The sequence below is a fragment of the Bacillus salipaludis genome (genome assembly GCF_030938565.1).
In the GTDB taxonomy this organism is placed as follows: domain Bacteria; phylum Bacillota; class Bacilli; order Bacillales; family Cytobacillaceae; genus Neobacillus; species Neobacillus salipaludis_A.
This window is the reverse complement of sequence record NZ_JAVGVR010000001.1, coordinates 4,197,693-4,223,833: the sequence shown is the minus strand read 5'-3', so window position 1 is coordinate 4,223,833 and position 26,141 is coordinate 4,197,693. Positions and strand designations below refer to the sequence as shown.

Below are 26,141 nucleotides of genomic sequence, written 5' to 3'. Positions count from 1 at the left end.
ATGGGTTTAATACTTTCTTAGATTATTTGTTATTGTTAATAGACTCAACCAGAGGTGTGGTGGAATGAAGTCAGGTTTAAAAATCGTAACGATTGGCGGCGGTTCAAGTTATACACCTGAACTAATAGAAGGATTCATTAAATATTTTCACGAACTTCCAGTAAAGGAAATTTGGCTTGTCGATATTGAAGAAGGTAAGAGAAAGCTTGAAATAGTAGGGAATTTGGCGAAAAGAATGGTGGAAAAAGCAGGATTGCCTATTCAAGTCCATTTAACATTTGACCGAAAAGAAGCATTAAAGTCGGCTGATTTTGTCACCACTCAATTTCGGGTTGGATTATTAGAAGCCCGTAGAAAAGATGAGAGTATCCCGTTAAAATACGGTGTTCTTGGTCAGGAAACGAATGGACCTGGAGGCTTATTCAAAGCCCTAGGACGATTCCTGTAATCATTGATATTTGCCGTGAAATGGAAGAACTATGTCCTAATGCATGGCTAATCAATTTTACCAATCCTGCAGGTATGGTCACAGAAGCTGTCCTTCGTTACAGTAATATTGAAAGAGTAGTAGGCTTATGTAATGTTCCAATTGGGATGGAAATGGGAATCGCAAAGCTTTTTGATATTGACCATAAAAGAGTAAGAATAAATTTTGCAGGTTTAAATCACATGGTGTACGGATTGGATGTTTTTATTGATGGCGTATCGGTTAAAAAAGAAGTCATCTCCTTAATTACAAATCCTAATAACAACATTTCGATGAAAAATATTCATGCAATGGGATGGGAGCCTGAATTCTTAAAGGCATTAGACGTTTTTCCATGTCCATATCACAATTATTATTATAAAGCCGGTGACATGCTGGAAGAAGAATTAAATAATTTTAAACGAGGTGGAACACGGGCGGAAGTGGTGAAAAAGCTGGAAGAGGAATTGTTCGATTTATATCAAGACCCCAAGCTTGCCATCAAGCCTCCACAACTAGAGAAGCGCGGAGGGGCCTATTACAGTGATGCAGCTGTACGATTGATTCATTCCATGTATACCGATAAATGTGATATTCAGGCGGTAAATACAAGGAATAATGGTGCAATCACCAGTCTTCCTATTGATTCAGCAGTAGAAGTCAGTTCCATAATATCAAAAAATGGCCCGAAACCACTAGTGATGGGGGAACTGCCGATACAAGTCCGCGGGATGGTACAGCAGTTGAAATCATTCGAAAGGGTGGCGATTGAAGCTGCGATAAGTGGTGATTATGGTACTGCCTTACTGGCAATGACCATCAATCCTTTTGTACCAAGCGACCGCATAGCTAAAATGATACTTGATGAAATGCTTGAGGCACACCAAAAATATCTTCCACAATTTTTTAAAAAAGGAGGGGCGTAATTTGAACAACATGGAAAATGTGGTTTTTCAAATCATTCTCCACGGTGGTAATGGCAGGAGTGCTGCGATGGAGGCCATTCAAGCAGCAAAACAAGCTGATTTTGAAGAGGCAAAGTTTAAACTAACAGAATCGGCCAAAGCTTTGAATGAAGCACACCATATACAAACTTCGCTCATACAAGGTGAAATCAAAGGGGAAAAAACAGAAGCTACACTGCTATTGATTCATGCGCAAGATCATTTAATGAATGCAATGACCCTGAAGGATTTAGCTGCTGAAATGGTCGATTTGTATCATAGAATTCACGTTTCGGAAAGGAAAACATGATTCAATTAATCGTAAATGCAGATGATTTTGGGTTTAGCCCTGGAGTAAATTATGGGATAATCGATAGTTATTTATATGGCATCGTAAATTCGACCACGATGATGATGAATTTGACTGGAACAGACCATGCGATTCGATTAGCGAAGAAAAATCCGGAACTGCAAGTAGGAATCCATCTTGTTCTTACGTGCGGGAAACCATTACTGAAGGATGTACCTTCTTTGGTTGATAAAGAGGGATTTTTTCACTCATTGTCCGATTTACCTAAAGCAAATCAAATCTCAATAGATGAACTAGAGAGGGAATGGACTGCACAGATTGAACGCTTTATCTCATCTGGACTTAAGCCTTCGCATTTCGACAGCCATCACCATGTCCATTTTATCGAGGAATTTCAACCGGTAATAAAGAACTTATCAGAGAAGTTTGGTTTACCTGTCAGACGAAATGGTCATATCCAGGTCAATGGTGTAAAATCCTTTTCGGACTTATCACTGTTTGACTTCTATGGGGAAGGGGTAGCACCAGATTATTTTAATAAACTGGCGGAACGAATAGATGATGGCAAAATCGTTGAAATTATGTGTCATCCTGCCTATTTGGACAATATTCTTTTACGGGGCTCTTCTTATACATTTAAAAGATTAACAGAGTTTGAGATTTTAACTCATGTAACTTTGCCAAAAAATATGATGTTATATTTAAATTAAGACCTTCGTAATTGAAGGTCTTTTTTCTTCGACGGACAGTCGAATTGATTGTCGAATAATCAATCCATTTTTTAAATAACCAATTGCCAGGTGCTATCCATTATTTGGTCAGTGCCTGAGCAGCTGAAAAATTCATCAGAACGGGAACTATATGTCACTACACAGCGCTCTCCATTGCCATCATTTTTACATTTTGCTTGATGGAAATCGACTTAATAGATTGACAGATTGTGATATAATTTAGAAGTTGATTTTTTTAATGGAGGTTTTGAAACATGGCGCAAATGAATAGTTCGATTCCAACGCCGCAGCCTAACTCCAAAAAGACTGTTGTGTATGCCATTTTATTTTTATTTATCGCGATTGCCGGATTAGCGTATGTAAAATGGGTTCCTTACTATGGTAAATCCATTCTTGCAGCAACTACTCATTCCATCGGTACATCAATTTTAGGGGATAAAGCGGATCTGCCAGCTGCATCATGGGACAGTGCCTGGGCTTACGCATTGACCTATTTTAATGCTGTTTGGAAAGCAGCCATTCTCGGAATCATCATTGGTTCATTAGTTCAAGTATTAGTCCCAACGAACTGGCTGTTAAAAGTTCTTGGAAAAACTTCTTTTGGCAGTACGGCTGTAGCCGGACTTGCATCACTTCCAGGGATGATGTGCACATGCTGTGCAGCACCCATTGCTGTCGGCCTACGTAAAAAGAATGTCTCAGTTGGTGCGAGCCTTGCGTTTTGGATTGGGAATCCTACGCTTAATCCAGCCGTATTAATTTTTATGACATTTGTTTTATCTTGGAAGTTTACCTTGTTACGCTTAATTTTTGGTGTCATCTTAACGTTCGGTGTGAGTTACTTGGCGAATCGCTTCGCACCAAATTCAAAGGTGGTAGACCTTGATAAAATGCTCGAAAAAGCAGAGAAAGAAGCATCAGGTTCATTTTTAGCAAGATGGGTAAAAGCTATGAGCAGCATGGTGTTATATATTATTCCAGCCTATATCCTTTCAGTTTTGTTAATGGGTGCGGTAAAAGTGTGGCTGTTCCCGCATATTGGCGATGCAGCTGCAAATGGGATTCTTACCGTGTTAGGTTTTGCGATTGCAGGGATGTTATTCGTAATCCCAACTGCAGCAGAGATTCCTATCATTCAAACGTTTATGTCGTTTGGACTTGGCGGCGGACCGGCTGCAGCACTTTTAGTGACATTGCCATCCGTTAGTCTTCCATCACTTATCCTTGTTGCAAGATCATTTCCGAAAAAGGTATTGTTCTTCGTCGCAGGTTCGACAGTAGTAATCGGTATCCTGAGCGGAATCGTAGGAATGTTCATACTTTAATAAAGGTAGACGCATGAGTTTTCATGTGTCTATTTTTTTTGTCAATATGAGTCGATAAAAATGTGGTGAAAATTCACAAAACTGACACATGAAAACTGAAAATATGGAAAAAACAGGAGATAATATAGTATTAGAGAAAGGAAAAAAGCGGCACATGATTGTGAAAGTTTTAACAAGGAGGGTGAAAAATGAATAAGCAAAAATGGATTGCTATTGTTTTGGCCGGTGGAAAAGGGACACGATTAAATCTGCTGACCCACACGATGGTAAAACCTGCGATGCCATTTGGCGGGAAATACCGCATTATTGATTTTGCATTAAGTAATTGTAGAAATTCAGGGATTGACACTGTTGGGATTTTGACACAATTCATGCCGCTTGCTTTACATTCACATCTTGGAAGTTACAACCAATTTGACCAAAAAGGAGGCTTAGCTATTCTTCCTCCTTATCAACGGAATGATGATGGTATTGAATGGTATGAGGGCACTTCCCATGCTGTGTACCAAAATATTGAGTTTATTGAGCATTACAATCCTGAGCATGTCCTTATTCTTTCCGGGGACCAAGTCTATAAAATGGATTATACGCTTATGCTTGAACAGCACATCGAAACTAATGCCGATTGTACTATCGCAGCAGTTGAAGTTCCATGGGCGGATGCCAAGCGTTTTGGTCTTCTAAAAATGAATCATGCTACCATGCGCATCCTTGATTTTGAAGAAAAGCCTGATCACCCATCATCTAATTTGGCTTCTATGGGAATTTATCTTTTTAAATGGCCAGTTTTAAAAGAATATTTGATTTTGGCCGAGCAGGCGGAACATCGGGATTTTGGTAAGGATTTAATACCAGCGATGCTTGAGGATCGGCTAAAGCTTTATGCATATCTTTTTAAGGATTATTGGAAGGATGTCGGGACCGTTCACAGTTATTGGAGAGCAAATTTAGATCTTTTAGATCGTGGAAAAAATATTTTTCTCCAAAATACAGATTGGCCGATTCAAACGGTTGCTAGCCAATACCCGCCATTATTTTTGGATGAACGGGCAAAGGTGCAGCAAAGCTTAATTAGCGAGGGCTGTGAAATCTTCGGAACTGTTGAGAATTCCGTATTATTCAACGGTGTAAAAATCGGGAAGGGTTCACATATCAAAAATGCCGTGATCCTGCCGAAAACCATTGTGGAAGAAAATGTATGGATAGAAAATGCCGTTGTGGGCGGCCAATCCTTGATTAAAAAAGGAGTGATTATTTTTTCAAAAAACCCTGAACGGCACTTAATGGTTGTGGGGAATCATGTAATGATTGATTTAGCGATTGAACAATCTAAGCTGCAATCGAGGGTGAAGATGGTGATGACGTAAAATAATTTTTGTTGCTCGCCAAATTGGCGAGTTTTCTTTATATTTTTTTTATTTCAAAGATGGTAAACTATTAAAATATAAATCAAACACAAGGTGAGGTTCAAAATGTTAAAAGCAATTTTTTTCGACTTAGATGATACACTTCTTTGGGATCAAAAAAGCGTGAAGGATGCATTTGTTGCGACTTGTAAGGTCGCGGAAGAACGTTATGGTGTTGATCATGAACAATTGGAGGAAGCGGTTCGTGAAGAAGCCAGAAAGCTATACTCTTCCTATGAATTCTATCCTTTTACGCAAATGATCGGAATCAACCCCTTTGAAGGACTATGGGGGAATTTTTTAGATGAACATGATGAGTTCCCGAAAATGAAGGAAATGGTTCCACTATATCGTAAGGATGCCTGGACTGCAGGTTTGAAAAAATTAGGAGTGGATGACCCTGATTTTGGCTATGAATTAGCAGAGCGTTTTCCAGAAGAGCGTCGGAAGACACCGTTTGTTTACGAGGAAACTTTTAAAACATTGGATGCGCTAAAAGGAAATTATCGATTGCTGCTTTTAACCAATGGTTCACCGGATTTACAAAATACGAAATTAACGATTACCCCTGAGCTGGTACCGTATTTTGATAAAATCGTGATTTCTGGAGATTTTGGCAGAGGAAAGCCGGATCCGTCTCTTTTTGAACATGCACTTTCCTTAATGGAGCTGGAAAAAGAAGAAGTGATTATGGTAGGGGATAACCTGATGACTGATATACTTGGGGCTAATCGTGCTGGGATTCAATCGGTTTGGATTAATCGCCATGAGAAGGAACGTAACGAAGTGATTCCTACGTATGAAATTAAACATTTAGAAGAGCTTTTTTCAATTATCGAGGAATTAAAGTAAGCCAGGCAAAGTGCCTGGCTTTTTTACTGTTTATCCGTGTAATTCCTCGTTTGCTCGGCTGCTCTTCTGGATAACCACTGCGCCGCATAACAGGAACAAGAATAACGTGATGTATAAGGCATCATCGCCGCCGAGTTTAAATAGGGCAGATCCTAGAAGCGGCCCAATCGCGGCACCGGTGAACCGGACAAAATTGTAAACTCCCATAGCGGTTCCTTTTTCCTTGGCAAATAAATTGACGAGCGAGGTGGATTGGGACGGTAAGCTCATCCCGAGCATTACCCCATAGAAAAGGAGTAAGACAATCAGGGATGGTATATTTAAGAGACCCCAGTGCAGGCACACCCAAAAGACGGTTACTACGATTCCAATTCCATAGGCCGTATAAATCAGAATGGAGGTATGCCTCATGAACGATTGAAGTTTTCCGCCAACAAGCGAACCTATGACGATTCCTGCGGTAAGCGGGAGGAAAAACAGCCCTTTTACAGCCAATGGAACCTGAAATAATTCATCTAACAAGCCGGGAATAAAGACAAGGTAAATATAATAGCCGTAAAACTGGACAAAGCCCAAAAGTAAAACAGAAAAAGCGGCCCGATTCGTCAGGATTCCTAAAAAGGTCTGAATCGTGATTTTTCTAGGAGCTGTTTCTTTCGATAGGGTTTCCGGCAGGATGACGCGATTATAAAAGTAGGCAAATAATGCGCCGGCTGCTAAGACAGCAAAAGCGGTGTGCCAATCAGCGGAGGCGGCGATAAAGCTTCCAACGACCGGACCAAGAACGGGACCAAGGAACACCATCGTCTGGTACACGCTCATTGCTTTACCTCGTTCTTTTGGTGGATAAAGATCACCGATAACCGCTGCTGCAACGACGGAGCCAGTTGTAATTCCGAATGCCTGCAGCGCCCGCCCAAATAGAAATAGATAGTAGTTGGGGGAGAGGAAACAAATCAAGGACCCTACAATAAAAATAAGCAGGCCTGGAAGCAGGGTCGCTCTTCGCCCGCGGGTATCTGCCAGTGGGCCAACTAGGAATTGGTTGGTCGCTAACACAAAGGTATATAAGGAGATGGTTAGATTGACCATAAATTGGCTTGCGTGATAATAATGTCCCACCTCCCCCAAGCTTGGTGTATAGATCGTTTGGGTAAACGGCCCCATAAAGGCGGCAATTGATAACCCAAGCAAAATTTTCCCGTTTCCGGATTTCAAGATACTCACTTCCTTCGGTTTGCTAAATATCTTTCATTTTACCAGAATGTCGTGCTTGGGAGGGGGAGTGGGAGAAATTTTCTTTGTTAGGGAAGTGGAGGGATAAAATTCAGCCCCACTCTTCAAGGGCAAACACCTGATTTTTCTCAAAATCGTTAATAATTTCAGGCTTCAGGAACCCTTTTATTTCCTCTTTGCTGACCCATTTATGAGACGAATGCTCCTCTGAGAGAGTGACTTCACTATTTTCGCTCGCACATTGATAGGTTAGAATAATGAGCTGTGTGGAAGGACCATTTCTAAAAGTAGTTGCATATAAAACTTTTCCAACCGTAATCTCTAAACCGGTTTCTTCCTTTACTTCTCTCTTAAGTGCGGCTTCTAAATCTTCGCCAAACTCGATTTTACCGCCGGCACATTCCCATTTACTGTGGCCAATTTTATTGGTTCTTGCCCGTTGAACAATTAAAACCTTGCCATTATGAAAAATAACGCCCTTCACTACAAAAACGATTTTGTTCATCCAAAACACCTTCATCTTAAAATATATTGCAATACTTTCTATATTTAATGAATTGTAAGGTTAAAACTCTTGGATTCTGTCGAATTATCTGACAAAACAGTGAAATAGTCCTATTTTTCTGAAAATACCGAGGTGAGATAATAGCTTTTAAGTAAGCGTTTTCTAATGATATTTGTGCAAACGTTTGCCTTAACTTATAAAAATGAAAAGGAGGAAATTTATGAAAAGAAAATCTAGTAAGTTTGTAAACTTGCTAACTCTCTTTTTGCTCATTGTGCAAACGATTGCAGGCGCAGCGCTAATGAACCCAAAACAAACAAACGCAGCGGAACGGGTTGTAACCCTTGTTGGTGATTTGCAGACTGAACTTGGGGGATCGGGTGATTGGAATCCCGCCGACCCCGCCACTCAAATGAAGCAGCAAGAAAACGGAACATACATATTCACAGGAACACTGCCTGCTGGAAACTATGAATATAAAGTTGCCATCAATGGCTCATGGGATGAAAATTATGGGGCGAATGGGGTTGCAGGTGGAGAAAATTACAAATTGAGTCTTGAAAAAGAAACAAAAGTTAAATTTATTTACGATGATAACACGCATAAAGTAACCGTTCCATTAGAGTTGCCAGATGAGCAAAAGCCAAGACTTGTCGGGGATATCCAGCCCAAAATCAATGCCGGCAGTGATTGGTCCCCAGGCGATTCCACTGCTATTTTACAAGATGGGGACCAAGATAATGTTTACACATATACCACTCAAGTGCCGAAAGGAAAATACGAGTTTAAGATCGTTTTAGGAAAAGATTGGTCAGCCCCTGCTTATCCTGGAAACAATTTTGTTTTAAATGTCCTAAAGGATTCGACCGTTACGTTCTTTTATAATCACGATACAAAAGATGTGTACACGGACTATGACCCAGGAGTGCCGGACGGCAAAATCCAGGGGGACCAGCTATTGCACAACACATGGGACACAGCTTACCGCTCACCGTTCGGTGCAGTTAAGACGGGGGATACGGTGAAGCTTCGTCTTCAAGAGAAAAAGGGGGATTTAACTAGTGCAAAGGTTCAGCTTAAAAACTATAACACTGGAAATACCTCTACCATCGAGATGAAAAATGCCGGATGGATTGAGCAGAATGGCAAACAAGTAGAGTTTTGGGAAACGTCGTTTACGCCGGGAGAAAAAGGTGTTTATGGCTATAAATTTATTGCCCGTGATGGCAATGCTCTAGAAGAATACGGTGAAGATACCCAAGAAGGCGGAAAAGGGACAGCTTCCGAATCAAATGCATCTTTATTCCAATTAACCGTTTTTGACCCAGGGTTCAAAACTCCTGATTGGATGAAGGAAGCTGTTGTCTATCAGATTTTTCCAGACCGATTTTTAAATGGAAATAAAAAGAATGATGAGGCAAAATCAAATGCCCGGGGCGATGAGCCGATTGAGCATCGCAGCTGGAATCAACTGCCTGACAACCCTCGTCAAGAAAGCACGGATGGGTATGATGGCGATAAAATATGGTCCAATGATTTCTTTGGCGGGGATATTGCCGGAATTCAAAAAAAGCTTGATTATATTCAATCATTAGGTGTGAACACCCTCTATTTAAATCCAATTGCTGAAGCGGCATCTAATCATAAATACGATGCAACTGATTATAAAACGATTGATCCGATGTTCGGCACGCCGGAAGAATTTCAAGCTTTTACAAAGGAATTAAAGAAACGGAAGATGCATTTAATTTTAGACGGCGTGTTTAACCATGTCGGGGATGATTCGATTTACTTTGACCGTTACGGAAAATATAAAACGGTCGGAGCCTATGAATACTGGTCCGCCATTTATGACCTAGTGAACAAAGGGGTAAAAGAAGCCGATGCCAAGAAACAGGTAGAGGAAAAGTTCAAAGCGGATGGACAAATTTTCAGCCCGTATGGTTTTCAAAACTGGTTCAACATTGAAAACAAAAAAGTGGATGGTGTCTATCAATACCAGGGTTGGTGGGGCTATGATTCACTTCCGGAAATTAAATCAATTCCTGGAGAAGCTGTCGATTATAATTCAGAGTTAAACAATAAACAGTTTGCCAACTACATTATGTACGATAAGGATTCAGTAGCCAAAACCTGGCTTGACCGTGGTGCTTCTGGCTGGCGTTTAGACGTTGCAAACGAAGTGGACCCTGAGTTTTGGCGAGAATTCAGAAAAGAACTGAAAACTGGCAAGAAAGATGATCCATTAATTCTAGGGGAAATTTGGGACGATGCCTCCAAGTATTTCCTTGGTGACCAATATGATTCTGTCATGAATTATCGTTTCCGCGATGCCATGATTAATTATTTGAAAAATAGAAATGCAGAAGGGGCCGAAAATCAGCTGAATGCCGTATATGAAGATTATCCAAAGGAAGCTTTTTATTCCTTGATGAACCTAATGGGATCCCATGATACTGCGCGTGCTTCCTTTATCTTAGGGAATGGAACGGATTCCTATGAACGGGCGGAGCTGGATAAAAATTATAATCCAAAACTCGGGATTCAACGTCTTAAGCTCGCGGCAATTCTGCAAATGGGATATGCCGGCGTGCCAACCGTTTATTACGGGGATGAAGCAGGTGTAACGGGATCAAAGGATCCGGACAACCGCCGCACCTATCCATGGGGGAAGGAAGACAAGGATCTTGTAAAACACTATCAATCAATAGGAAAAGTGCGCAACGATTATCATGATTTATTCAGCTTTGGCGATTTGAACCATCTCTATGCCAAAGGGGATGTGCTTGCATTTTCCCGCTCCGATAAAAAGAATTTCGCAGTGGTGCTGACCAACCGAGGAAGCGAAGCAAAAACGGTTGAACTGAATGTTGGAGATTTATTGAAAAATGGCATTTCTTTAACGGATCAGCTTGATAAAAAGTACATTGCCGTTTCGAAGGACGGGAAGCTAACAGTTACGGTTCCTGCAATGAGCGGACGGATGCTGGTTTCTGATAAAGGTCAGAACCTAAAACGTCCGGAAGCAGTTAGCGAATTAACCGTAAAAGAAGGAAGCCACTCGGCAACACTAACTTGGGAAGGCGATGCAAAAAGTTACGCTATTTACCAAACGACAATTTCCGGAGCTTTTTATAAACAAGTAAAAGAAACCGCGGGGAATTCTGTAACCATTGATGGATTGGATAACGGCCGTAAATATTATTTTGCCGTTGCAGCACTTGATAAAAACGGTAATAGCTCTGAAAAAGTTGAAACAGCGAAGTCGGTAATTCCGCATGTGGAGTTAACGGATGGTCTTTATAAGCTGGATCACATTACAGCGTTGCAACCTGCTACGATCGACCTTGCGAAACCACAAACGGTTACCGCTAATATTTTTGTAAAAGGTGAGACAGAAAAAGGCCAGATGGAAGGATTGCGTGTGAAGCTGCAGGTGAAATCACCTGGGAAGGATATATGGTCTGACTATGAAGCAATTTATGTGAATCAAGATGAATCTGTGAATGCCTTCAGTGCAAATTTCCTTCCATTAAAAGAAGGAAGCTATCAATATCGATATGCGATTTCAACGGATTTAGGACGGACCTGGGCAGTGAGTGATGCACAAACAGCGGAGTTTACAAAAGGGGATGATACCACTGCTCCTGTTGATAAAGTAACCTTGAAGCAGCCTGCACAGGAGTCGGGACAGGTCAATCTATCTTGGAAGGCTGATGGGGCGAAAGATCCTTACATGGTTGCCATTGTTCGTGATGGCGAAATCATTGATCAGTTGTTTGATTCTAGTACAGATTCATACAAGGATATAAATGTAATAAATGGAAAATCGTATCAGTACGAAGTGGACATTTATGACCAGGCAGGAAATGTTGTAAAATCGAATACTGTTAACATTACACCTGAACTTGTGACTGTTAAGGTGACGTTTAAGGTGAATGCACCGTCTTATACACCGCTTGGAGTGAATATTACCATCCCGGGCAGTAAAAATGGCTGGAATACTGGAGCTTGGACGATGACGCGCGGCGGTGCAGTGACTAATGATTATGAATATACGGTCGAAGCGGAGGAAGGGGAAGTGCTGACATATAAGTACGTTAAAAATGGAACGTGGGATGAAGAAGGTCTCGCTGACCACACCCCTACTAATCCAAATGATGATGATATCAGCTATTATGGCTACGGAGCACCGGGTACAGATCTTTCCGTAGTCGTCACAAATCAAGGTGGCAACCAGATGGTGGTTCAGGATAAAATCCTTCGCTGGATTGACCAGCCAGTTATGATTACCTCGCATACTGATGGAGAATCTGTTTCAAGTGATAGCATTACATTAAAGGGAACTGCCATTAAAGATGGAGTCCTCACGATTAATGGTCAGAATGTACCGATTAATGCTGATATGAGCTTCTCTCATAATGTTGCTCTTAAGGATGGGGAAAACCAATTTTCGATTCATATTGAACCATCAGAAACTGCTCAATCAACCATCTTTAAAAACGATGGCGGGGCGATCAGTAAAAATACGAAGACGATTGAATATACGATTATAAAAAAGTAATCAAGCAGTAATGCCTCTGTCCTCTTGGTAGGATAGAGGCACTTTTTTGAAATTGGATTATTTTTCATATTGAAGGATGATTGTTGTGGTGGTAATATAGAAAAAGTCCACTCTGGAACATCAAAATCTTTTTGAAAAGGAATTATAGATAAAAGATGTTTTGGAAAAAATTATATGTTGTATCAATGGTACTTAAATGGTATGATATAAAAGTTCCCTCAAAAATGAATGAAAATATTAAAAAAGATGTTGATTTCAAAAAGGTAATGTGATAAGATATTAAATCTCGTTTAAATTGTTCTTTGAAAACTAAACAAACAAAAACGTCAACAAACAATAATAATCGTGTTTCTTCTATTATATAGAGAACATGAGCCAACGTAACAAATGAGCTATATCAACTTTCCCCGTATTAACGTGCAGTAATATCCTTCCGGATAAACTGCACGTAAATACCCGGAAAGTTCGACTAACCATCGCGGGGAAAACACCCCGCGATAGAAGTCTCTCTTTTTTGGAGAGTTTGATCCTGGCTCAGGACGAACGCTGGCGGCGTGCCTAATACATGCAAGTCGAGCGAATCAATAGGAGCTTGCTCCTGTTGGTTAGCGGCGGACGGGTGAGTAACACGTGGGCAACCTGCCTGTAAGACTGGGATAACTTCGGGAAACCGGAGCTAATACCGGATAATCCTTTTCCTCTCATGAGGGAAAGCTGAAAGTCGGTTTCGGCTGACACTTACAGATGGGCCCGCGGCGCATTAGCTAGTTGGTGAGGTAACGGCTCACCAAGGCGACGATGCGTAGCCGACCTGAGAGGGTGATCGGCCACACTGGGACTGAGACACGGCCCAGACTCCTACGGGAGGCAGCAGTAGGGAATCTTCCGCAATGGACGAAAGTCTGACGGAGCAACGCCGCGTGAGCGATGAAGGCCTTCGGGTCGTAAAGCTCTGTTGTTAGGGAAGAACAAGTATCGGAGTAACTGCCGGTACCTTGACGGTACCTAACCAGAAAGCCACGGCTAACTACGTGCCAGCAGCCGCGGTAATACGTAGGTGGCAAGCGTTGTCCGGAATTATTGGGCGTAAAGCGCGCGCAGGCGGTCCTTTAAGTCTGATGTGAAAGCCCACGGCTCAACCGTGGAGGGTCATTGGAAACTGGGGGACTTGAGTGCAGAAGAGGAAAGCGGAATTCCACGTGTAGCGGTGAAATGCGTAGAGATGTGGAGGAACACCAGTGGCGAAGGCGGCTTTCTGGTCTGTAACTGACGCTGAGGCGCGAAAGCGTGGGGAGCAAACAGGATTAGATACCCTGGTAGTCCACGCCGTAAACGATGAGTGCTAAGTGTTAGAGGGTTTCCGCCCTTTAGTGCTGCAGCTAACGCATTAAGCACTCCGCCTGGGGAGTACGGCCGCAAGGCTGAAACTCAAAGGAATTGACGGGGGCCCGCACAAGCGGTGGAGCATGTGGTTTAATTCGAAGCAACGCGAAGAACCTTACCAGGTCTTGACATCCTCTGACACTCCTAGAGATAGGACTTTCCCCTTCGGGGGACAGAGTGACAGGTGGTGCATGGTTGTCGTCAGCTCGTGTCGTGAGATGTTGGGTTAAGTCCCGCAACGAGCGCAACCCTTGATCTTAGTTGCCAGCATTCAGTTGGGCACTCTAAGGTGACTGCCGGTGACAAACCGGAGGAAGGTGGGGATGACGTCAAATCATCATGCCCCTTATGACCTGGGCTACACACGTGCTACAATGGATGGTACAAAGGGCTGCGAAACCGCGAGGTTTAGCCAATCCCATAAAACCATTCTCAGTTCGGATTGTAGGCTGCAACTCGCCTACATGAAGCCGGAATCGCTAGTAATCGCGGATCAGCATGCCGCGGTGAATACGTTCCCGGGCCTTGTACACACCGCCCGTCACACCACGAGAGTTTGTAACACCCGAAGTCGGTGGGGTAACCGTAAGGAGCCAGCCGCCTAAGGTGGGACAGATGATTGGGGTGAAGTCGTAACAAGGTAGCCGTATCGGAAGGTGCGGCTGGATCACCTCCTTTCTAAGGATAATGCAGTCCTCATGGACTGATAAGAAGTTGACCGTTTCTTGTTTGTTTAGTTTTGAGAGTGCAATTTTCTCTCAAAAAAAACATTGCTCCTGCGCCGCAGTAGTTCGAGGAAGTTATCCCTCAGCTCGTCGCATGGCAGCATGAAGTAACGCTCTGATGTTTAATCATGATGTGATTGAAATCAGTAGCCACGTTCCTTGAAAACTAGATAACCGTAAGAAGAAGTAACCAAGTAAAAACCGAGTAATCGCCATTTTAGTTTTTCTCTCTAATTTTAGAGTAAAACCTTTTAGGTTAAGTTAGAAAGGGCGCACGGTGAATGCCTTGGCACTAGGAGCTGATGAAGGACGGGACTAACACCGATATGCTTCGGGGAGCTGTAAGTAAGCTTTGATCCGGAGATTTCCGAATGGGGGAACCCACTGTTCGTAATGGAGCAGTATCTTTATCTGAATACATAGGATAATGAAGGCAGACCCGGGGAACTGAAACATCTAAGTACCCGGAGGAAGAGAAAGCAAACGCGATTCCCTGAGTAGCGGCGAGCGAAACGGGAACAGCCCAAACCGAAAGGCTTGCCTTTCGGGGTTGTAGGACACTCAACATGGAGTTACAAAGGAACGGGGTAGATGAAGCGATCTGGAAAGGTCCGTCATAGAAGGTAAAAACCCTGTAGTCGAAACTTCGTTCCCTCCTGAGTGGATCCTGAGTACGGCCGGACACGTGAAATCCGGTCGGAAGCAGGGAGGACCATCTCCCAAGGCTAAATACTCCCTAGTGACCGATAGTGAACCAGTACCGTGAGGGAAAGGTGAAAAGCACCCCGGAAGGGGAGTGAAATAGTTCCTGAAACCGTGTGCCTACAAGTAGTCAGAGCCCGTTTATGGGTGATGGCGTGCCTTTTGTAGAATGAACCGGCGAGTTACGATTACATGCAAGGTTAAGTTGATGAGACGGAGCCGCAGCGAAAGCGAGTCTGAATAGGGCGTATGAGTATGTGGTCGTAGACCCGAAACCAGGTGATCTACCCATGTCCAGGGTGAAGTCCAGGTAACACTGGATGGAGGCCCGAACCCACGCACGTTGAAAAGTGCGGGGATGAGGTGTGGGTAGCGGAGAAATTCCAATCGAACTTGGAGATAGCTGGTTCTCTCCGAAATAGCTTTAGGGCTAGCCTCACGAAGTAAGAGTCTTGGAGGTAGAGCACTGTTTGGACTAGGGGCCCTCATCGGGTTACCGAATTCAGACAAACTCCGAATGCCAATGACTTATCCGTGGGAGTCAGACTGCGAGTGATAAGATCCGTAGTCAAAAGGGAAACAGCCCAGACCACCAGCTAAGGTCCCAAAGTATACGTTAAGTGGAAAAGGATGTGGAGTTGCTTAGACAACCAGGATGTTGGCTTAGAAGCAGCCACCATTTAAAGAGTGCGTAATAGCTCACTGGTCGAGTGACTCTGCGCCGAAAATGTACCGGGGCTAAACGTATCACCGAAGCTGTGGGTGGACACCATTAGGTGTCCGCGGTAGGAGAGCGTTCTAAGGGCGTTGAAGCTAGACCGTAAGGACTGGTGGAGCGCTTAGAAGTGAGAATGCCGGTATGAGTAGCGAAAGATGAGTGAGAATCTCATCCACCGAATGCCTAAGGTTTCCTGAGGAAGGCTCGTCCGCTCAGGGTTAGTCGGGACCTAAGCCGAGGCCGAAAGGCGTAGGCGATGGACAACAGGTTGATATTCCTGTACCACCTCTTTATCGTTTGAGTGATGGGGGGACGCAGGAGGATAGGGTAAGCGCGCTATTGGATATGCGCGTCCAAGCAGTTAGGCTGAGAAGTAGGAAAATCCGCTTCTCATAAAGGCTGAGCTGTGACGGCGAGGGAAATTTAGTACCGAAGTTCCTGATTCCACACTGCCAAGAAAAGCCTCTAGCGAGATAAAAGGTGCCCGTACCGCAAACCGACACAGGTAGGCGAGGAGAGAATCCTAAGGTGAGCGAGAGAACTCTCGTTAAGGAACTCGGCAAAATGACCCCGTAACTTCGGGAGAAGGGGTGCTCTTTGAGGTGAATAGCCTCGAAGAGCCGCAGTGAATAGGCCCAGGCGACTGTTTAGCAAAAACACAGGTCTCTGCGAAGCCGCAAGGCGAAGTATAGGGGCTGACGCCTGCCCGGTGCTGGAAGGTTAAGAGGAGGGGTTAGCCTTAAAAGCGAAGCTCTGAATCGAAGCCCCAGTAAACGGCGGCCGTAACTATAACGGTCCTAAGGTAGCGAAATTCCTTGTCGGGTAAGTTCCGACCCGCACGAAAGGCGTAACGATCTGGGCACTGTCTCAACGAGAGACTCGGTGAAATTATAGTACCTGTGAAGATGCAGGTTACCCGCGACAGGACGGAAAGACCCCATGGAGCTTTACTGTAGCCTGATATTGAATTTTGGTACAGCTTGTACAGGATAGGTAGGAGCCGTAGAAGCCGGAGCGCTAGCTTCGGTGGAGGCGTCGGTGGGATACTACCCTGGCTGTATTGAAATTCTAACCCGCACCCCTGATCGGGGTGGGAGACAGTGTCAGGTGGGCAGTTTGACTGGGGCGGTCGCCTCCTAAAGAGTAACGGAGGCGCCCAAAGGTTCCCTCAGAATGGTTGGAAATCATTCGCAGAGTGTAAAGGCATAAGGGAGCTTGACTGCGAGACCTACAAGTCGAGCAGGGACGAAAGTCGGGCTTAGTGATCCGGTGGTTCCGCATGGAAGGGCCATCGCTCAACGGATAAAAGCTACCCTGGGGATAACAGGCTTATCTCCCCCAAGAGTCCACATCGACGGGGAGGTTTGGCACCTCGATGTCGGCTCATCGCATCCTGGGGCTGTAGTCGGTCCCAAGGGTTGGGCTGTTCGCCCATTAAAGCGGTACGCGAGCTGGGTTCAGAACGTCGTGAGACAGTTCGGTCCCTATCCGTCGTGGGCGCAGGAAATTTGAGAGGAGCTGTCCTTAGTACGAGAGGACCGGGATGGACGCACCGCTGGTGTACCAGTTGTCTTGCCAAAGGCATCGCTGGGTAGCTATGTGCGGACGGGATAAGTGCTGAAAGCATCTAAGCATGAAGCCCCCCTCAAGATGAGATTTCCCATAGCGTCAAGCTAGTAAGATCCCTGAAAGATGATCAGGTTGATAGGTCAGAGGTGGAAGCGTGGTGACATGTGGAGCTGACTGATACTAATCGATCGAGGACTTAACCAAAACGAAAAGCGAAGGCGACTGTTCAACTTCGACGAACGCTTCCGAGCCGGCACTGCAAATCCTGCCTTTTGGATTTGTAGAGACGGATCGAAACGGCCGAGAAGTTAGGAGCCGAAGCTAGACAAGTCATATGTATCATATGAAGGTGAACTCGTTTTTACTAAAAACTTCTTCTGTATTATCTAGTTTTGAGGGAATGATACCTCATATAAATAGTCTGGCAATAATGGCGAGAAGGTCACACCCGTTCCCATACCGAACACGGAAGTTAAGCTTCTCAGCGCCGATGGTAGTTGGGGGCTGTCCCCCTGTGAGAGTAGGACGTTGCCAGGCATGATGAAAGACAACCTAAAGAGGGTTGTCTTTTTTGATGTTTCATTTACTGGAAAATAATACAATTAAAGGTGGGGAATATAGTTCAAAAATGGGACAATAAAATCAAAACCTGGAAAATAAATTGAGAAAGCTATTTTTTATAAAAGAATACCTAAAAGATGGTAATTATTAGGAACTTTGTTGCGGATAAGGTCTTTGTAATATGTTTTCATTAGGATTTTTCCTTTTCGGATGGTCTTTGGAAAATAGAATGGGTAAACTGGAAGATAAAATTCATTAATAGGACAATAAAACCCAAAACCGGAAAATAAAATCTTCAAAGTGTGTTCATCAAGTGAGGTTAACCTAAAATTTTTATTTTCCATAGTGGTCTGATAAAATGATATGGGATTACTTGGACAATGAGGATGGAGGTAAATAGATGACATTAGCAACCGAATGGGTTCGTTATGGTAAAAATCAAGAGTACATAGGTTATATAGCAAAAATGGATCGGGTAAATGAAAACCTCCCTGCTGTATTGGTAATTCAGGAAATATGGGGTGTTGATAAACATATCCAGGATATAACGGAAAGATTTGCAGAAGCAGGTTACCTTGCGTTTGCTCCTGATTTATATGCAAAGGCCGAAGAATTGCGTACAGAGCGGGTTGCTGAGGTGAAGGCCTTTCTCGACACATTGCCACATTCGGTATGGAACAACCCTGATGAACGAGAGCAGGCTCTTCGCGAATTAGAGGAAGAAAAACAAAACCGTGTAACAAAAACCTTTGAACGAATGTTTAGCGGGATTAATTCTTCTGATTATATTGAACAGCTTTTGGCAACTTCTAGTTTTTTGCGTGAGGAATACGGGGCGTCTAAGGGACAAGGTGTTGCATCCGTTGGTTTTTGTATGGGAGGGGCTCTTTCCGCACAATTAGCCTGCCGGGATCCCAAATTAAAAGGAGCGGTTATCTTTTACGGAAATGCTCCACAGGATGAAGATATCAAGCATATTCAGTGTCCAGTCTATGGATTTTACGGTGATCAGGACAAACGGATATCGGACAATGTTCCACATCTTGCAGAACAAATGAAACAAAATGGTAAATCATTTGAATATAAAATTTATCAAAATACAGGTCATGCTTTTTTCAACGATACGCGTGCATCCTACAATGTGGCCTCTGCAAGGGATGCTTACCAGCAAGTGTTACAATTTTTTCATCAAGTGCTTAATACAGAAACAAAATAGCTTGATTAAAAGCGTCTCTCCATTTAGAGGGCGCTTTTTTAAGTTTTATAATAAATGCTAATGGCTGTCTTAATCGATTTTTTCATTAGGATAAGTATCCTCCGCATATACATATAGATGGAAATGGAGGTGTAGTATGGCAGTTTTTTGGGGTGTAGACTCTACAGTAAATGCTAATGAGGAAGTATTACTATGTGTCCAGAGAAACTTTGGGATACCGGATTTTTGGGGAAGATATTTGAGCACGGTGCCCAATGCTAGCGAGGGACTTACGAAGGACGAACTACGGTTTTTAAGATCGAAAGGCATAAAAGTTATGCCTATTTATAATGATTTTAACAACCCTGTTGGGCGGCAAGAGGGAAAAGTAATGGCGCGGAATGCTATTTACCATGCCCGAAGGCTGGGAATTCGTAAAGGGACTGTTATATTCGCAAATGTAGAACGGTTTCACGAAGCGGATGCAGAGTGGTTAATTGGCTGGGTGGAAACGTTTTATACCAGTTCATATAGGGCGGGATTTTATCATGATCCAATGGTCGGCGGTTTTCATAGTGCCTACTGTGAAGCCGTTCAAAAAGAGGAGTTCGTGAAAAATCAAGCAGTATTGTGGAGTGCGAAGCCTGAAAAAGGAATCAGCACCAAACGGAGCAAACCAAAATTTAACCCGAAAAAACCAAGATGTCCTGGTTTAGTATGGGCATGGCAATACGGAAGAGATGCAAAAGTCTGCCCGATTGACACCAATTTAGCAGAAGAAAAATTATTTAATCTTATGCATTGAGATTCGACAAAATTTGGGCGGTGCCAGGCACCGCCCAAATTTTGTCGATAAATGGGTTCCCCGCCGCTACTCTTTTTCGTGGTAGAATGGTAAGGATTGATTTTTTGACGGGGGTTCTTCAATGATTTCAAAAAAATGGGCGGTTTGGCTCTCTGTGATCGTATCGCAGGGCTTATTTGCCGCTTTGCTTCCGATTTGGATAAAATTATTTAATTATCTTCATCCGGTCGTTTTGATTTTGGTGTGGTTCTGTCTGACCATTTTTATTTTTTTCTTCATTTTATTAGTTACAGGAAATACGATGTCTATTTCAAAACGGATATTATCGACTTTCTTATTCTTGTATTCATGTTCATTGCTGGTTCTTTTCTTTTCAGGCCATCCAATCAAGAATACCAAACATATAATTTAGTTCCTTTTAAAACTATCTCCTCTTATTTAAGTGGGGAGGTTTCATTCTTAATCGCGTTTTACAACTTAGCAGCAAATGTTTTATTGTTTGTCCCATTTGGGATTTTTACTATGATCATAGCCAGAAAATCGCCTGTCAATAATATAAAACGATTCGGGCTCCCTATTATCATGATTACAATGATTGAGGTTCTGCAATTCCTTACCAAAAGAGGAAGTTTGGATGTAGATGATTTGATATTAAACGTTTTCGGGGTTTATGCAGGCTATGGATTGTCACGTTCGATAAAGAAGGTTCTGCAAATAGATTAGAGGTAGTTGATTTTTATCGGTGTATAAATTAAAAAATGGTCCCGAGTGTTTAAATCTGCACCCGGGATTTGTTAGCTTTTCAGCAAAAAGTAAGCCGAGAGTGTTTCATTCTAGTACAAAATAGACCTTTAAGCGTTTTCTGCAGCCAAACCATATTCAATAGTAAGATTGTCAATGATTTTTTGGACCGGAAGAATTTCCTTTATTTCTCCCACTCTTGCACCAGCAAAAACTAACCCATTCTCCACATCTCCTCCAACAGACACAAGGAGGGAATCTAGTGTGCAAAAACGATAGGAACAATTTTTTAGACAATCATGGCATTTAGCAATTTTCAACTTGTCAGGACCACTGATCAATTTTGTAAAGTTATTGCTTATGGCTCTTCCTTGAAGGCCAACTGTCGTTTTAACCAGAACGGTGTCTTCTTTACGTGCATCCACATATTTTTGCTTGAAGGCAAGTGGCGCATCACATTCCTCGCTTGCCACAAACCGAGTGCCCATTTGCACGCCGGATGCACCCATTCCAATCGCTTTTGCAATATCATCACCCGTCATAATTCCTCCCGCAGCAATGACAGGGATGGAAACAGCCTCTACAATTTCCGGAAGTATATCCAACATAGGACGCTCAGTACCAAGATGTCCTCCCGCTTCAAAACCTTCAACGACCACTGCTGCAGCGCCAAGACGTTCAGAAATTCTAGCCAATTTTGCCGAAGAGACAATCGAAATGACGGGTATTCCCGCCTGTTTTCCCCATGCGTACATATCTCGTGAGATTCCTGCGCCTGATATAATAAAATCCACTTTTTCTTCAAGGGCAGCTTTCATTTTTTCCGCAAAATCATTCATGGCAAATAATACATTTACGCCAATATATCCAGCATCTTTGACAAGATTTTTAGCTCGTCTTATATGGGTCCTCATTTCATCAACTGAAATTCCAGTACCGGATATTATGCCAATCCCGCCGGCATTCGCAACAGCTGAAGCTAGCTTGCTTAAAGAAATGCCAACACCCATACCACCTTGCATTATCGGTACTCTCGGCATCATATGACCTATTTTCAGTTGTGGAAAGTTCACTACATAACCCCATTTCAATTTATTTATTTACTTACACTCTTGCATCATACCATTCAGATTTTATATTGGATGTGATAATTATCATCAGGTCATAATAGCAGGTATTTCCAACTCGACAAAATTCAGGCGGTGCCAGGCACCGCCCGAGTTTTGTCGAATCAACTTGTCTATTTTGTGAACATTGTTTGTTTTGCATTGTAGTAATGATATAAATCACAAACCTTTGGGGGATTGCGTGATATTCTTGAGAAAAGTTATCACTAAGGTACAGATGCTTTAGCGAAGGAGAATCGTTATGAGTGAAATGATTAATAATCGTGAACAATTTTTATTAAAAAATACAAAACGATTTGAAATGATTAAACAAATTTTTACGGATCTTCATAATGGAAGAAGTGTTGAAGAGGTAAAAGCCCATTTTAATGCGCTCATCGGTAAAATTACCATTGATGAAATTTCACAAATACAGCATGATTTTACCCAAGAGGGGACCTTGCCCGCAGAAGAAGTGAAGCGTTTATACGCGGCGCACACCGCTCTGTTTAAAGGCTCAATCGAAGAGGAGCAGCGCTCACAGCATCCTGAGGAACAGCCTGGACATCCGGTCCATACCTTTAAGTTGGAAAATAGGGAATTAGAAAAATTAATTAAAACAAAGGTTCAAATCCATTTATGGCAATTTGAAAAGGAAGATTCACCTGAGAATGTTTATAAACTCCTGGAAGATTGCAATCTTTTACTGGATATAGACAAGCATTTTAACAGGAAGGAACATTTAATTTTCCCATACCTTGAGAAATATGGAATCTATGGTCCTTCTACGAATATGTGGAGAATCGATGACTTTATTCGTGATGCGATTAAAGATGCCAAACAAAATTTATCTTATTACGATGGAGATAAGCAGGGCATTGTTCAAGTTGTTACCTATATCATCAATGAAGTAAATGATATGATTTACCGCGAAGAAAATATTTTGTTTCCAATGGCTCTCAACAATCTGACTGAAGATGAATGGGTGAAAATTGCTCATGAAAGTGATGAAATTGGCTTCTGCCTGACGGAGCCTGCTGATGTTTGGAGGCCTGAAAGACAAGCACTTGCAGAGAATGCCATCTCTGAAGGGTATATCAAGATGGAAACCGGGATATTATCGTTAAAACAGCTCGAACTGCTGTTAAACCATTTACCGGTGGATATTACCTTTATAGACCACGACGATGTTGTTCGTTATTTTTCTCACGGAAAAGATAGGATTTTTGCCCGTACGAAAGCTGTTATCGGGCGCACGGTCCAAAATTGCCATCCGCCAAGAAGTGTCCACGCCGTCGAAGAACTGCTCGCAGATTTTAAATCAGGCAAAAAAGATGTGGAGGATTTCTGGATAAAATTTAAGGACAAATATGTTTATATTCGTTATTTTGCAGTTCGGGATGAAAATGGAGAATATATTGGTACCTTAGAATTTACGCAAAATATTGACCCCATCAAGCAAGTTGATGGGGAGAAACGAATATTATCATAGGTAGGAAAATAAATAATAATTCCCCAAATATATTCAAAAAGCACTTGAAATATTCAGAACATTCTTTTAAAATAAAGATAACTTCTCCCTATCAGCCTTTACAGCTGAAGGTAGTGAAGTCCGTTTTTGATTCTTAAATATTTGACTGAGAAGATTCCAATACCAGCCCTACCAGGTTGGATGAAATGGATCATGTAGCCAGTCCTTAACACATGAATGTGGAAAGGACTGGCTTTTTGTATGTAAAAAATGTTTTTTTTCAAAAAAGGGAGGAGGTAACATGAGCGGTGCATTAGAAGGAATTAAAGTATTGGATTTAACACGTGTGCTTGCGGGTCCTTACTGCACCATGATTTTAGCAGACTTAGGCGCAGATGTAATAAAAGTAGAAGCCCCTGGTGGAAGTGATGAGACACGAGGATGGGGACCTCCGTTTCAAAATGGCGTCAGTGCCTATTATTTATGTGCCAATCGGAATAAGCGCAGCCTGACGGTTGACTTAAAAACGGAAGAAGGCAGGGACATAGTCCGAGAACTAGCCAAAGAGGCGGATGTGTTGATTCATAACTTTAAATCTGGCTCGATGGAAAAATGGTTACTAGATTATGATTCATTGAAAGAAAATAACCCAAAATTAGTTTTTTGTTCGATCACAGGCTTTGGAGAATCAGGCCCCTATCGCCATCTTCCCGGATATGATTATATAATCCAAGGAATGAGCGGTCTGATGAGCATTACGGGGGATCAAGACAGCAGTCCATTTAAAATTGGCGTGGCAATGGTTGATATTCTTACAGGATTATATTCAGCTATTTCCATTGAAGCAGCCCTTTTAGAACGAGAGAGGTCCGGGAAGGGACAAAAAATTGATATGTCGCTTATGGATGCTGCAGTTAGCTCATTAGCTAATGTGGCCAGCAATTATCTTATTTCTGGTAATGTGCCACAAAGGCTCGGAAATGACCACCCAAATATTGTCCCATATTCTATATTTAAAGCTATGGATGGAGAAATTATTATCGCTGTGGGGAATAACAGGCAGTTTACAACATTATGTGAAGTAATGAAGATTCCTGAAATAGCTAAAGATGAAAAATATAGAACAAATGAAGCAAGGGTAGAAAATAGGATTGAACTTACGAATATTTTGGAAAATCAGCTTCAATTAAAGTCTTCTGAATTTTGGATGGAGTTGTTTTCTAAAAATAATATCCCTTGCGGTCCAATCCAAACCATGGACCAGGTATTTAACCACCCACAGGTGATTGAGCGGGATATGGTAGTTCAAGTCAATCATCCTGAGGCAGGTTCAGTAAAACTAGTAGGTTCTCCGATAAAACTATCAAGGACAGCTACAAAAGTAGAACGGCACCCCCCGATGCAGGAGAGCATACTATCGAGATCCTTCAAGAAGCAGGGTACACTCCTGAAGAGATTTCACAATTTATCCAGAAAAAAATTATCGACTCTGGGATTAATTCATTAGAGTTAAAAAATTAATATAATTGGAGAGTGTTCACGATGAATTTTGATTTTTCAGAAGAGCAAGTAATGCTAAGAAAGATGATTAGAAGTTTCGTAGATAAAGAAATTATTCCAAATATGAGAGAGTGGGATGAACAAGGGGCCTTCGATCCGAAAATTTGGAAGCGCTTAAGTGATTTAAATCTTATGGGGGTTTGTATCCCGGAAGAGTACGGCGGAAGCGGGATGGATTATAATGCACTGGCAATCGTTTGTGAAGAACTGGAAAGAGGGGATACAGCGTTTCGTACAGCGGTATCAGTTCATACAGGACTTAACAGTTTAACACTATTGCAATGGGGAACAGAAGCACAAAAGCAAAAATACCTGGTTCCACAAGCGAAGGGTGAAAAGATTGCTGCATTTGGTTTAACAGAACCTGGAGCCGGTTCAGATGTTGCTTCACTACAAACCACTGCCGTTCGGGATGGGGAGGACTACATACTAAACGGTTCAAAAACATGGATTTCCTTATGCGATGTTGCTGATCATTTCATCGTATTCGCGTATACAGATAAAGCTCAGAAACATCATGGAATTTCTGCGTTTATCGTCGAAAGAACGATGCCAGGGTTTTCATCCCGTGCCATCAAAGGAAAATTAGGAATCCGTTCTGGTAATACAGGGGAATTATTCTTTGATCAGGTAAGAGTTCCAAAAGAGAACCGATTAGGCGAAGAGGGCGAAGGCTTCAAAATTGCCATGGCTGCCCTTGATAATGGACGTTTTACCGTTGCGGCTGGTGCTGTTGGTTTAATCATGGCATCTTTAGAAGAGAGTGTAAATTATTGTCATGAACGGAAGACATTTGGGAAAGAAATTGGCAAACACCAATTGGTTCAACAAATGATTGCAAACATGGAAGCAGGCTTACAAATGAGCCGATTATTGGTTTATCGTGTAGGTGAACTAAAAAACAAAGGTGTCCGAAATACACGAGAAACATCGCTAGCAAAATGGCAGGCTTGTGATTTTGCGAATAAAGCGGCCGATGATGCGGTGCAAATCCATGGGGCTTACGGATATTCAAGTGAATATCCAGTCGAACGATTCCTAAGAAATTCAAAGGCTCCGGTGATTTATGAAGGGACGAGAGAGATCCATACCATTATGCAGGCGGAATACGTTCTCGGGTACCGGGAGGATAAACCATTAAATAATACCTTGCCGGCTTGGCCATTTGAAAAGGAAACAGTGAAAAAAGGATAATTTAAATTAAACGTTAGGCTATGTAAAAGATCAATGTTGATTTTTGAAACGCTGTTGATTGAAGCGACGAGG

16 protein-coding genes, 3 rRNA genes and 1 pseudogene are annotated in these 26,141 nt (G+C 42.5%); 17 read left to right on the top strand and 3 right to left on the bottom strand.

Annotation, left to right across the window (positions count from 1 at the left end):
* The first annotated feature begins 64 nt into the window (after positions 1 to 64).
* The 6 genes and pseudogenes from RCG21_RS21005 (at position 65) to RCG21_RS20980 (ending at position 6,034) form a co-directional block, all read left to right on the top strand.
* A pseudogene (locus RCG21_RS21005) lies at positions 65 to 1,392 on the top strand (6-phospho-beta-glucosidase).
* A 10-nt stretch (positions 1,393 to 1,402) separates the two neighbouring features.
* Positions 1,403 to 1,720, top strand: a complete 318-nt coding sequence (locus tag RCG21_RS21000; protein WP_372512769.1) for a PTS lactose/cellobiose transporter subunit IIA — start codon at positions 1,403 to 1,405, stop codon at positions 1,718 to 1,720.
* Complete coding sequence (gene chbG / locus RCG21_RS20995; RefSeq protein WP_133339736.1) at positions 1,717 to 2,430, top strand: chitin disaccharide deacetylase; 714 nt, start codon at positions 1,717 to 1,719, stop codon at positions 2,428 to 2,430. The genes RCG21_RS21000 and chbG overlap by 4 nt, the downstream gene beginning before the upstream one ends.
* Before the next feature lie 275 nt (positions 2,431 to 2,705).
* On the top strand, positions 2,706 to 3,776 hold the full coding sequence (locus RCG21_RS20990; protein WP_308913733.1) for a permease: 1,071 nt from the start codon (positions 2,706 to 2,708) through the stop codon (positions 3,774 to 3,776).
* Positions 3,777 to 3,964: 188 nt separating this feature from the next.
* Positions 3,965 to 5,143 carry a glucose-1-phosphate adenylyltransferase gene (locus tag RCG21_RS20985; RefSeq protein WP_133339740.1) on the top strand — a complete coding sequence of 393 codons (1,179 nt, stop codon included), beginning with the start codon at positions 3,965 to 3,967 and terminating at the stop codon, positions 5,141 to 5,143.
* A 105-nt stretch (positions 5,144 to 5,248) separates the two neighbouring features.
* Positions 5,249 to 6,034, top strand: coding sequence for an HAD family hydrolase (locus tag RCG21_RS20980; RefSeq protein ID WP_133339742.1), 786 nt, complete (start codon positions 5,249 to 5,251; stop codon positions 6,032 to 6,034).
* A gap of 30 nt (positions 6,035 to 6,064) precedes the next feature.
* On the opposite strand, the gene RCG21_RS20975 is transcribed toward RCG21_RS20980, so the two are convergent.
* Complete coding sequence (locus RCG21_RS20975; RefSeq protein WP_133339744.1) at positions 6,065 to 7,252, bottom strand: MFS transporter; 1,188 nt, start codon at positions 7,250 to 7,252, stop codon at positions 6,065 to 6,067.
* A gap of 109 nt (positions 7,253 to 7,361) precedes the next feature.
* On the bottom strand, positions 7,362 to 7,775 hold the full coding sequence (locus RCG21_RS20970) for an NUDIX hydrolase (protein WP_235824946.1): 414 nt from the start codon (positions 7,773 to 7,775) through the stop codon (positions 7,362 to 7,364).
* Positions 7,776 to 7,995: 220 nt separating this feature from the next.
* Here RCG21_RS20970 and RCG21_RS20965 point away from each other — a divergent pair, with 220 nt between their 5' ends.
* From RCG21_RS20965 to RCG21_RS20930, 8 genes are all read left to right on the top strand, one after another.
* Positions 7,996 to 12,339, top strand: a complete 4,344-nt coding sequence (locus RCG21_RS20965) for an alpha-amylase family glycosyl hydrolase (protein ID WP_308913732.1) — start codon at positions 7,996 to 7,998, stop codon at positions 12,337 to 12,339.
* Between the two features lie 511 nt (positions 12,340 to 12,850).
* Positions 12,851 to 14,400: ribosomal RNA gene (locus RCG21_RS20960) — 16S ribosomal RNA — on the top strand.
* 301 nt (positions 14,401 to 14,701) lie between these two features.
* Positions 14,702 to 17,640, top strand: a 23S ribosomal RNA gene (locus RCG21_RS20955).
* 216 nt (positions 17,641 to 17,856) lie between these two features.
* A 5S ribosomal RNA gene (rrf, locus tag RCG21_RS20950) occupies positions 17,857 to 17,973 on the top strand.
* The 16S, 23S and 5S rRNA genes sit together here, the layout of an rRNA operon.
* 424 nt (positions 17,974 to 18,397) lie before the next feature.
* Positions 18,398 to 19,213 (top strand): dienelactone hydrolase family protein, encoded by an 816-nt coding sequence (locus RCG21_RS20945; protein WP_133334736.1) that lies wholly within the window; start codon positions 18,398 to 18,400, stop codon positions 19,211 to 19,213.
* Between the two features lie 136 nt (positions 19,214 to 19,349).
* Complete coding sequence (locus tag RCG21_RS20940) at positions 19,350 to 19,997, top strand: glycoside hydrolase domain-containing protein (RefSeq protein ID WP_133334738.1); 648 nt, start codon at positions 19,350 to 19,352, stop codon at positions 19,995 to 19,997.
* Between the two features lie 121 nt (positions 19,998 to 20,118).
* Positions 20,119 to 20,409, top strand: coding sequence for a hypothetical protein (locus tag RCG21_RS20935; RefSeq protein ID WP_235824827.1), 291 nt, complete (start codon positions 20,119 to 20,121; stop codon positions 20,407 to 20,409).
* Positions 20,346 to 20,720, top strand: coding sequence for a VanZ family protein (locus RCG21_RS20930; protein ID WP_235824817.1), 375 nt, complete (start codon positions 20,346 to 20,348; stop codon positions 20,718 to 20,720). The genes RCG21_RS20935 and RCG21_RS20930 overlap by 64 nt, the downstream gene beginning before the upstream one ends.
* 128 nt (positions 20,721 to 20,848) lie before the next feature.
* Here RCG21_RS20930 and RCG21_RS20925 read toward each other — a convergent pair whose 3' ends face one another.
* Positions 20,849 to 21,829 (bottom strand): NAD(P)H-dependent flavin oxidoreductase, encoded by a 981-nt coding sequence (locus tag RCG21_RS20925; protein WP_208025367.1) that lies wholly within the window; start codon positions 21,827 to 21,829, stop codon positions 20,849 to 20,851.
* Between the two features lie 277 nt (positions 21,830 to 22,106).
* On the opposite strand from RCG21_RS20925, the gene RCG21_RS20920 reads away from it, so the two are divergent.
* From RCG21_RS20920 to RCG21_RS20910, 3 genes are all read left to right on the top strand, one after another.
* Entirely contained in the window at positions 22,107 to 23,336 is a 1,230-nt protein-coding gene (locus RCG21_RS20920) for a DUF438 domain-containing protein (protein ID WP_133334742.1), read from the top strand.
* Between the two features lie 280 nt (positions 23,337 to 23,616).
* Positions 23,617 to 24,822: a CaiB/BaiF CoA transferase family protein gene (locus RCG21_RS20915; protein WP_308913731.1), complete on the top strand. Its 1,206-nt coding sequence runs from the start codon at positions 23,617 to 23,619 to the stop codon at positions 24,820 to 24,822.
* Positions 24,823 to 24,857: 35 nt separating this feature from the next.
* Positions 24,858 to 26,069 (top strand): acyl-CoA dehydrogenase family protein, encoded by a 1,212-nt coding sequence (locus tag RCG21_RS20910; protein WP_133334746.1) that lies wholly within the window; start codon positions 24,858 to 24,860, stop codon positions 26,067 to 26,069.
* Positions 26,070 to 26,141 lie beyond the last annotated feature (72 nt).

Bases quoted from the DNA above. Each gene is read 5' to 3' on its own strand.
- RCG21_RS21000 (WP_372512769.1), top strand. From the start codon at position 1,403: ATGGAAAATGTGGTTTTTCAAATCATTCTCCACGGTGGTAATGGCAGG.
- chbG (WP_133339736.1), top strand. From the start codon at position 1,717: ATGATTCAATTAATCGTAAATGCAGATGATTTTGGGTTTAGCCCTGGA.
- RCG21_RS20990 (WP_308913733.1), top strand. From the start codon at position 2,706: ATGGCGCAAATGAATAGTTCGATTCCAACGCCGCAGCCTAACTCCAAA.
- RCG21_RS20985 (WP_133339740.1), top strand. From the start codon at position 3,965: ATGAATAAGCAAAAATGGATTGCTATTGTTTTGGCCGGTGGAAAAGGG.
- RCG21_RS20980 (WP_133339742.1), top strand. From the start codon at position 5,249: ATGTTAAAAGCAATTTTTTTCGACTTAGATGATACACTTCTTTGGGAT.
- RCG21_RS20970 (WP_235824946.1), bottom strand. From the start codon at position 7,775: ATGAACAAAATCGTTTTTGTAGTGAAGGGCGTTATTTTTCATAATGGC.
- RCG21_RS20965 (WP_308913732.1), top strand. From the start codon at position 7,996: ATGAAAAGAAAATCTAGTAAGTTTGTAAACTTGCTAACTCTCTTTTTG.
- RCG21_RS20945 (WP_133334736.1), top strand. From the start codon at position 18,398: ATGACATTAGCAACCGAATGGGTTCGTTATGGTAAAAATCAAGAGTAC.
- RCG21_RS20940 (WP_133334738.1), top strand. From the start codon at position 19,350: ATGGCAGTTTTTTGGGGTGTAGACTCTACAGTAAATGCTAATGAGGAA.
- RCG21_RS20935 (WP_235824827.1), top strand. From the start codon at position 20,119: ATGATTTCAAAAAAATGGGCGGTTTGGCTCTCTGTGATCGTATCGCAG.
- RCG21_RS20930 (WP_235824817.1), top strand. From the start codon at position 20,346: ATGTTCATTGCTGGTTCTTTTCTTTTCAGGCCATCCAATCAAGAATAC.
- RCG21_RS20920 (WP_133334742.1), top strand. From the start codon at position 22,107: ATGAGTGAAATGATTAATAATCGTGAACAATTTTTATTAAAAAATACA.
- RCG21_RS20915 (WP_308913731.1), top strand. From the start codon at position 23,617: ATGAGCGGTGCATTAGAAGGAATTAAAGTATTGGATTTAACACGTGTG.
- RCG21_RS20910 (WP_133334746.1), top strand. From the start codon at position 24,858: ATGAATTTTGATTTTTCAGAAGAGCAAGTAATGCTAAGAAAGATGATT.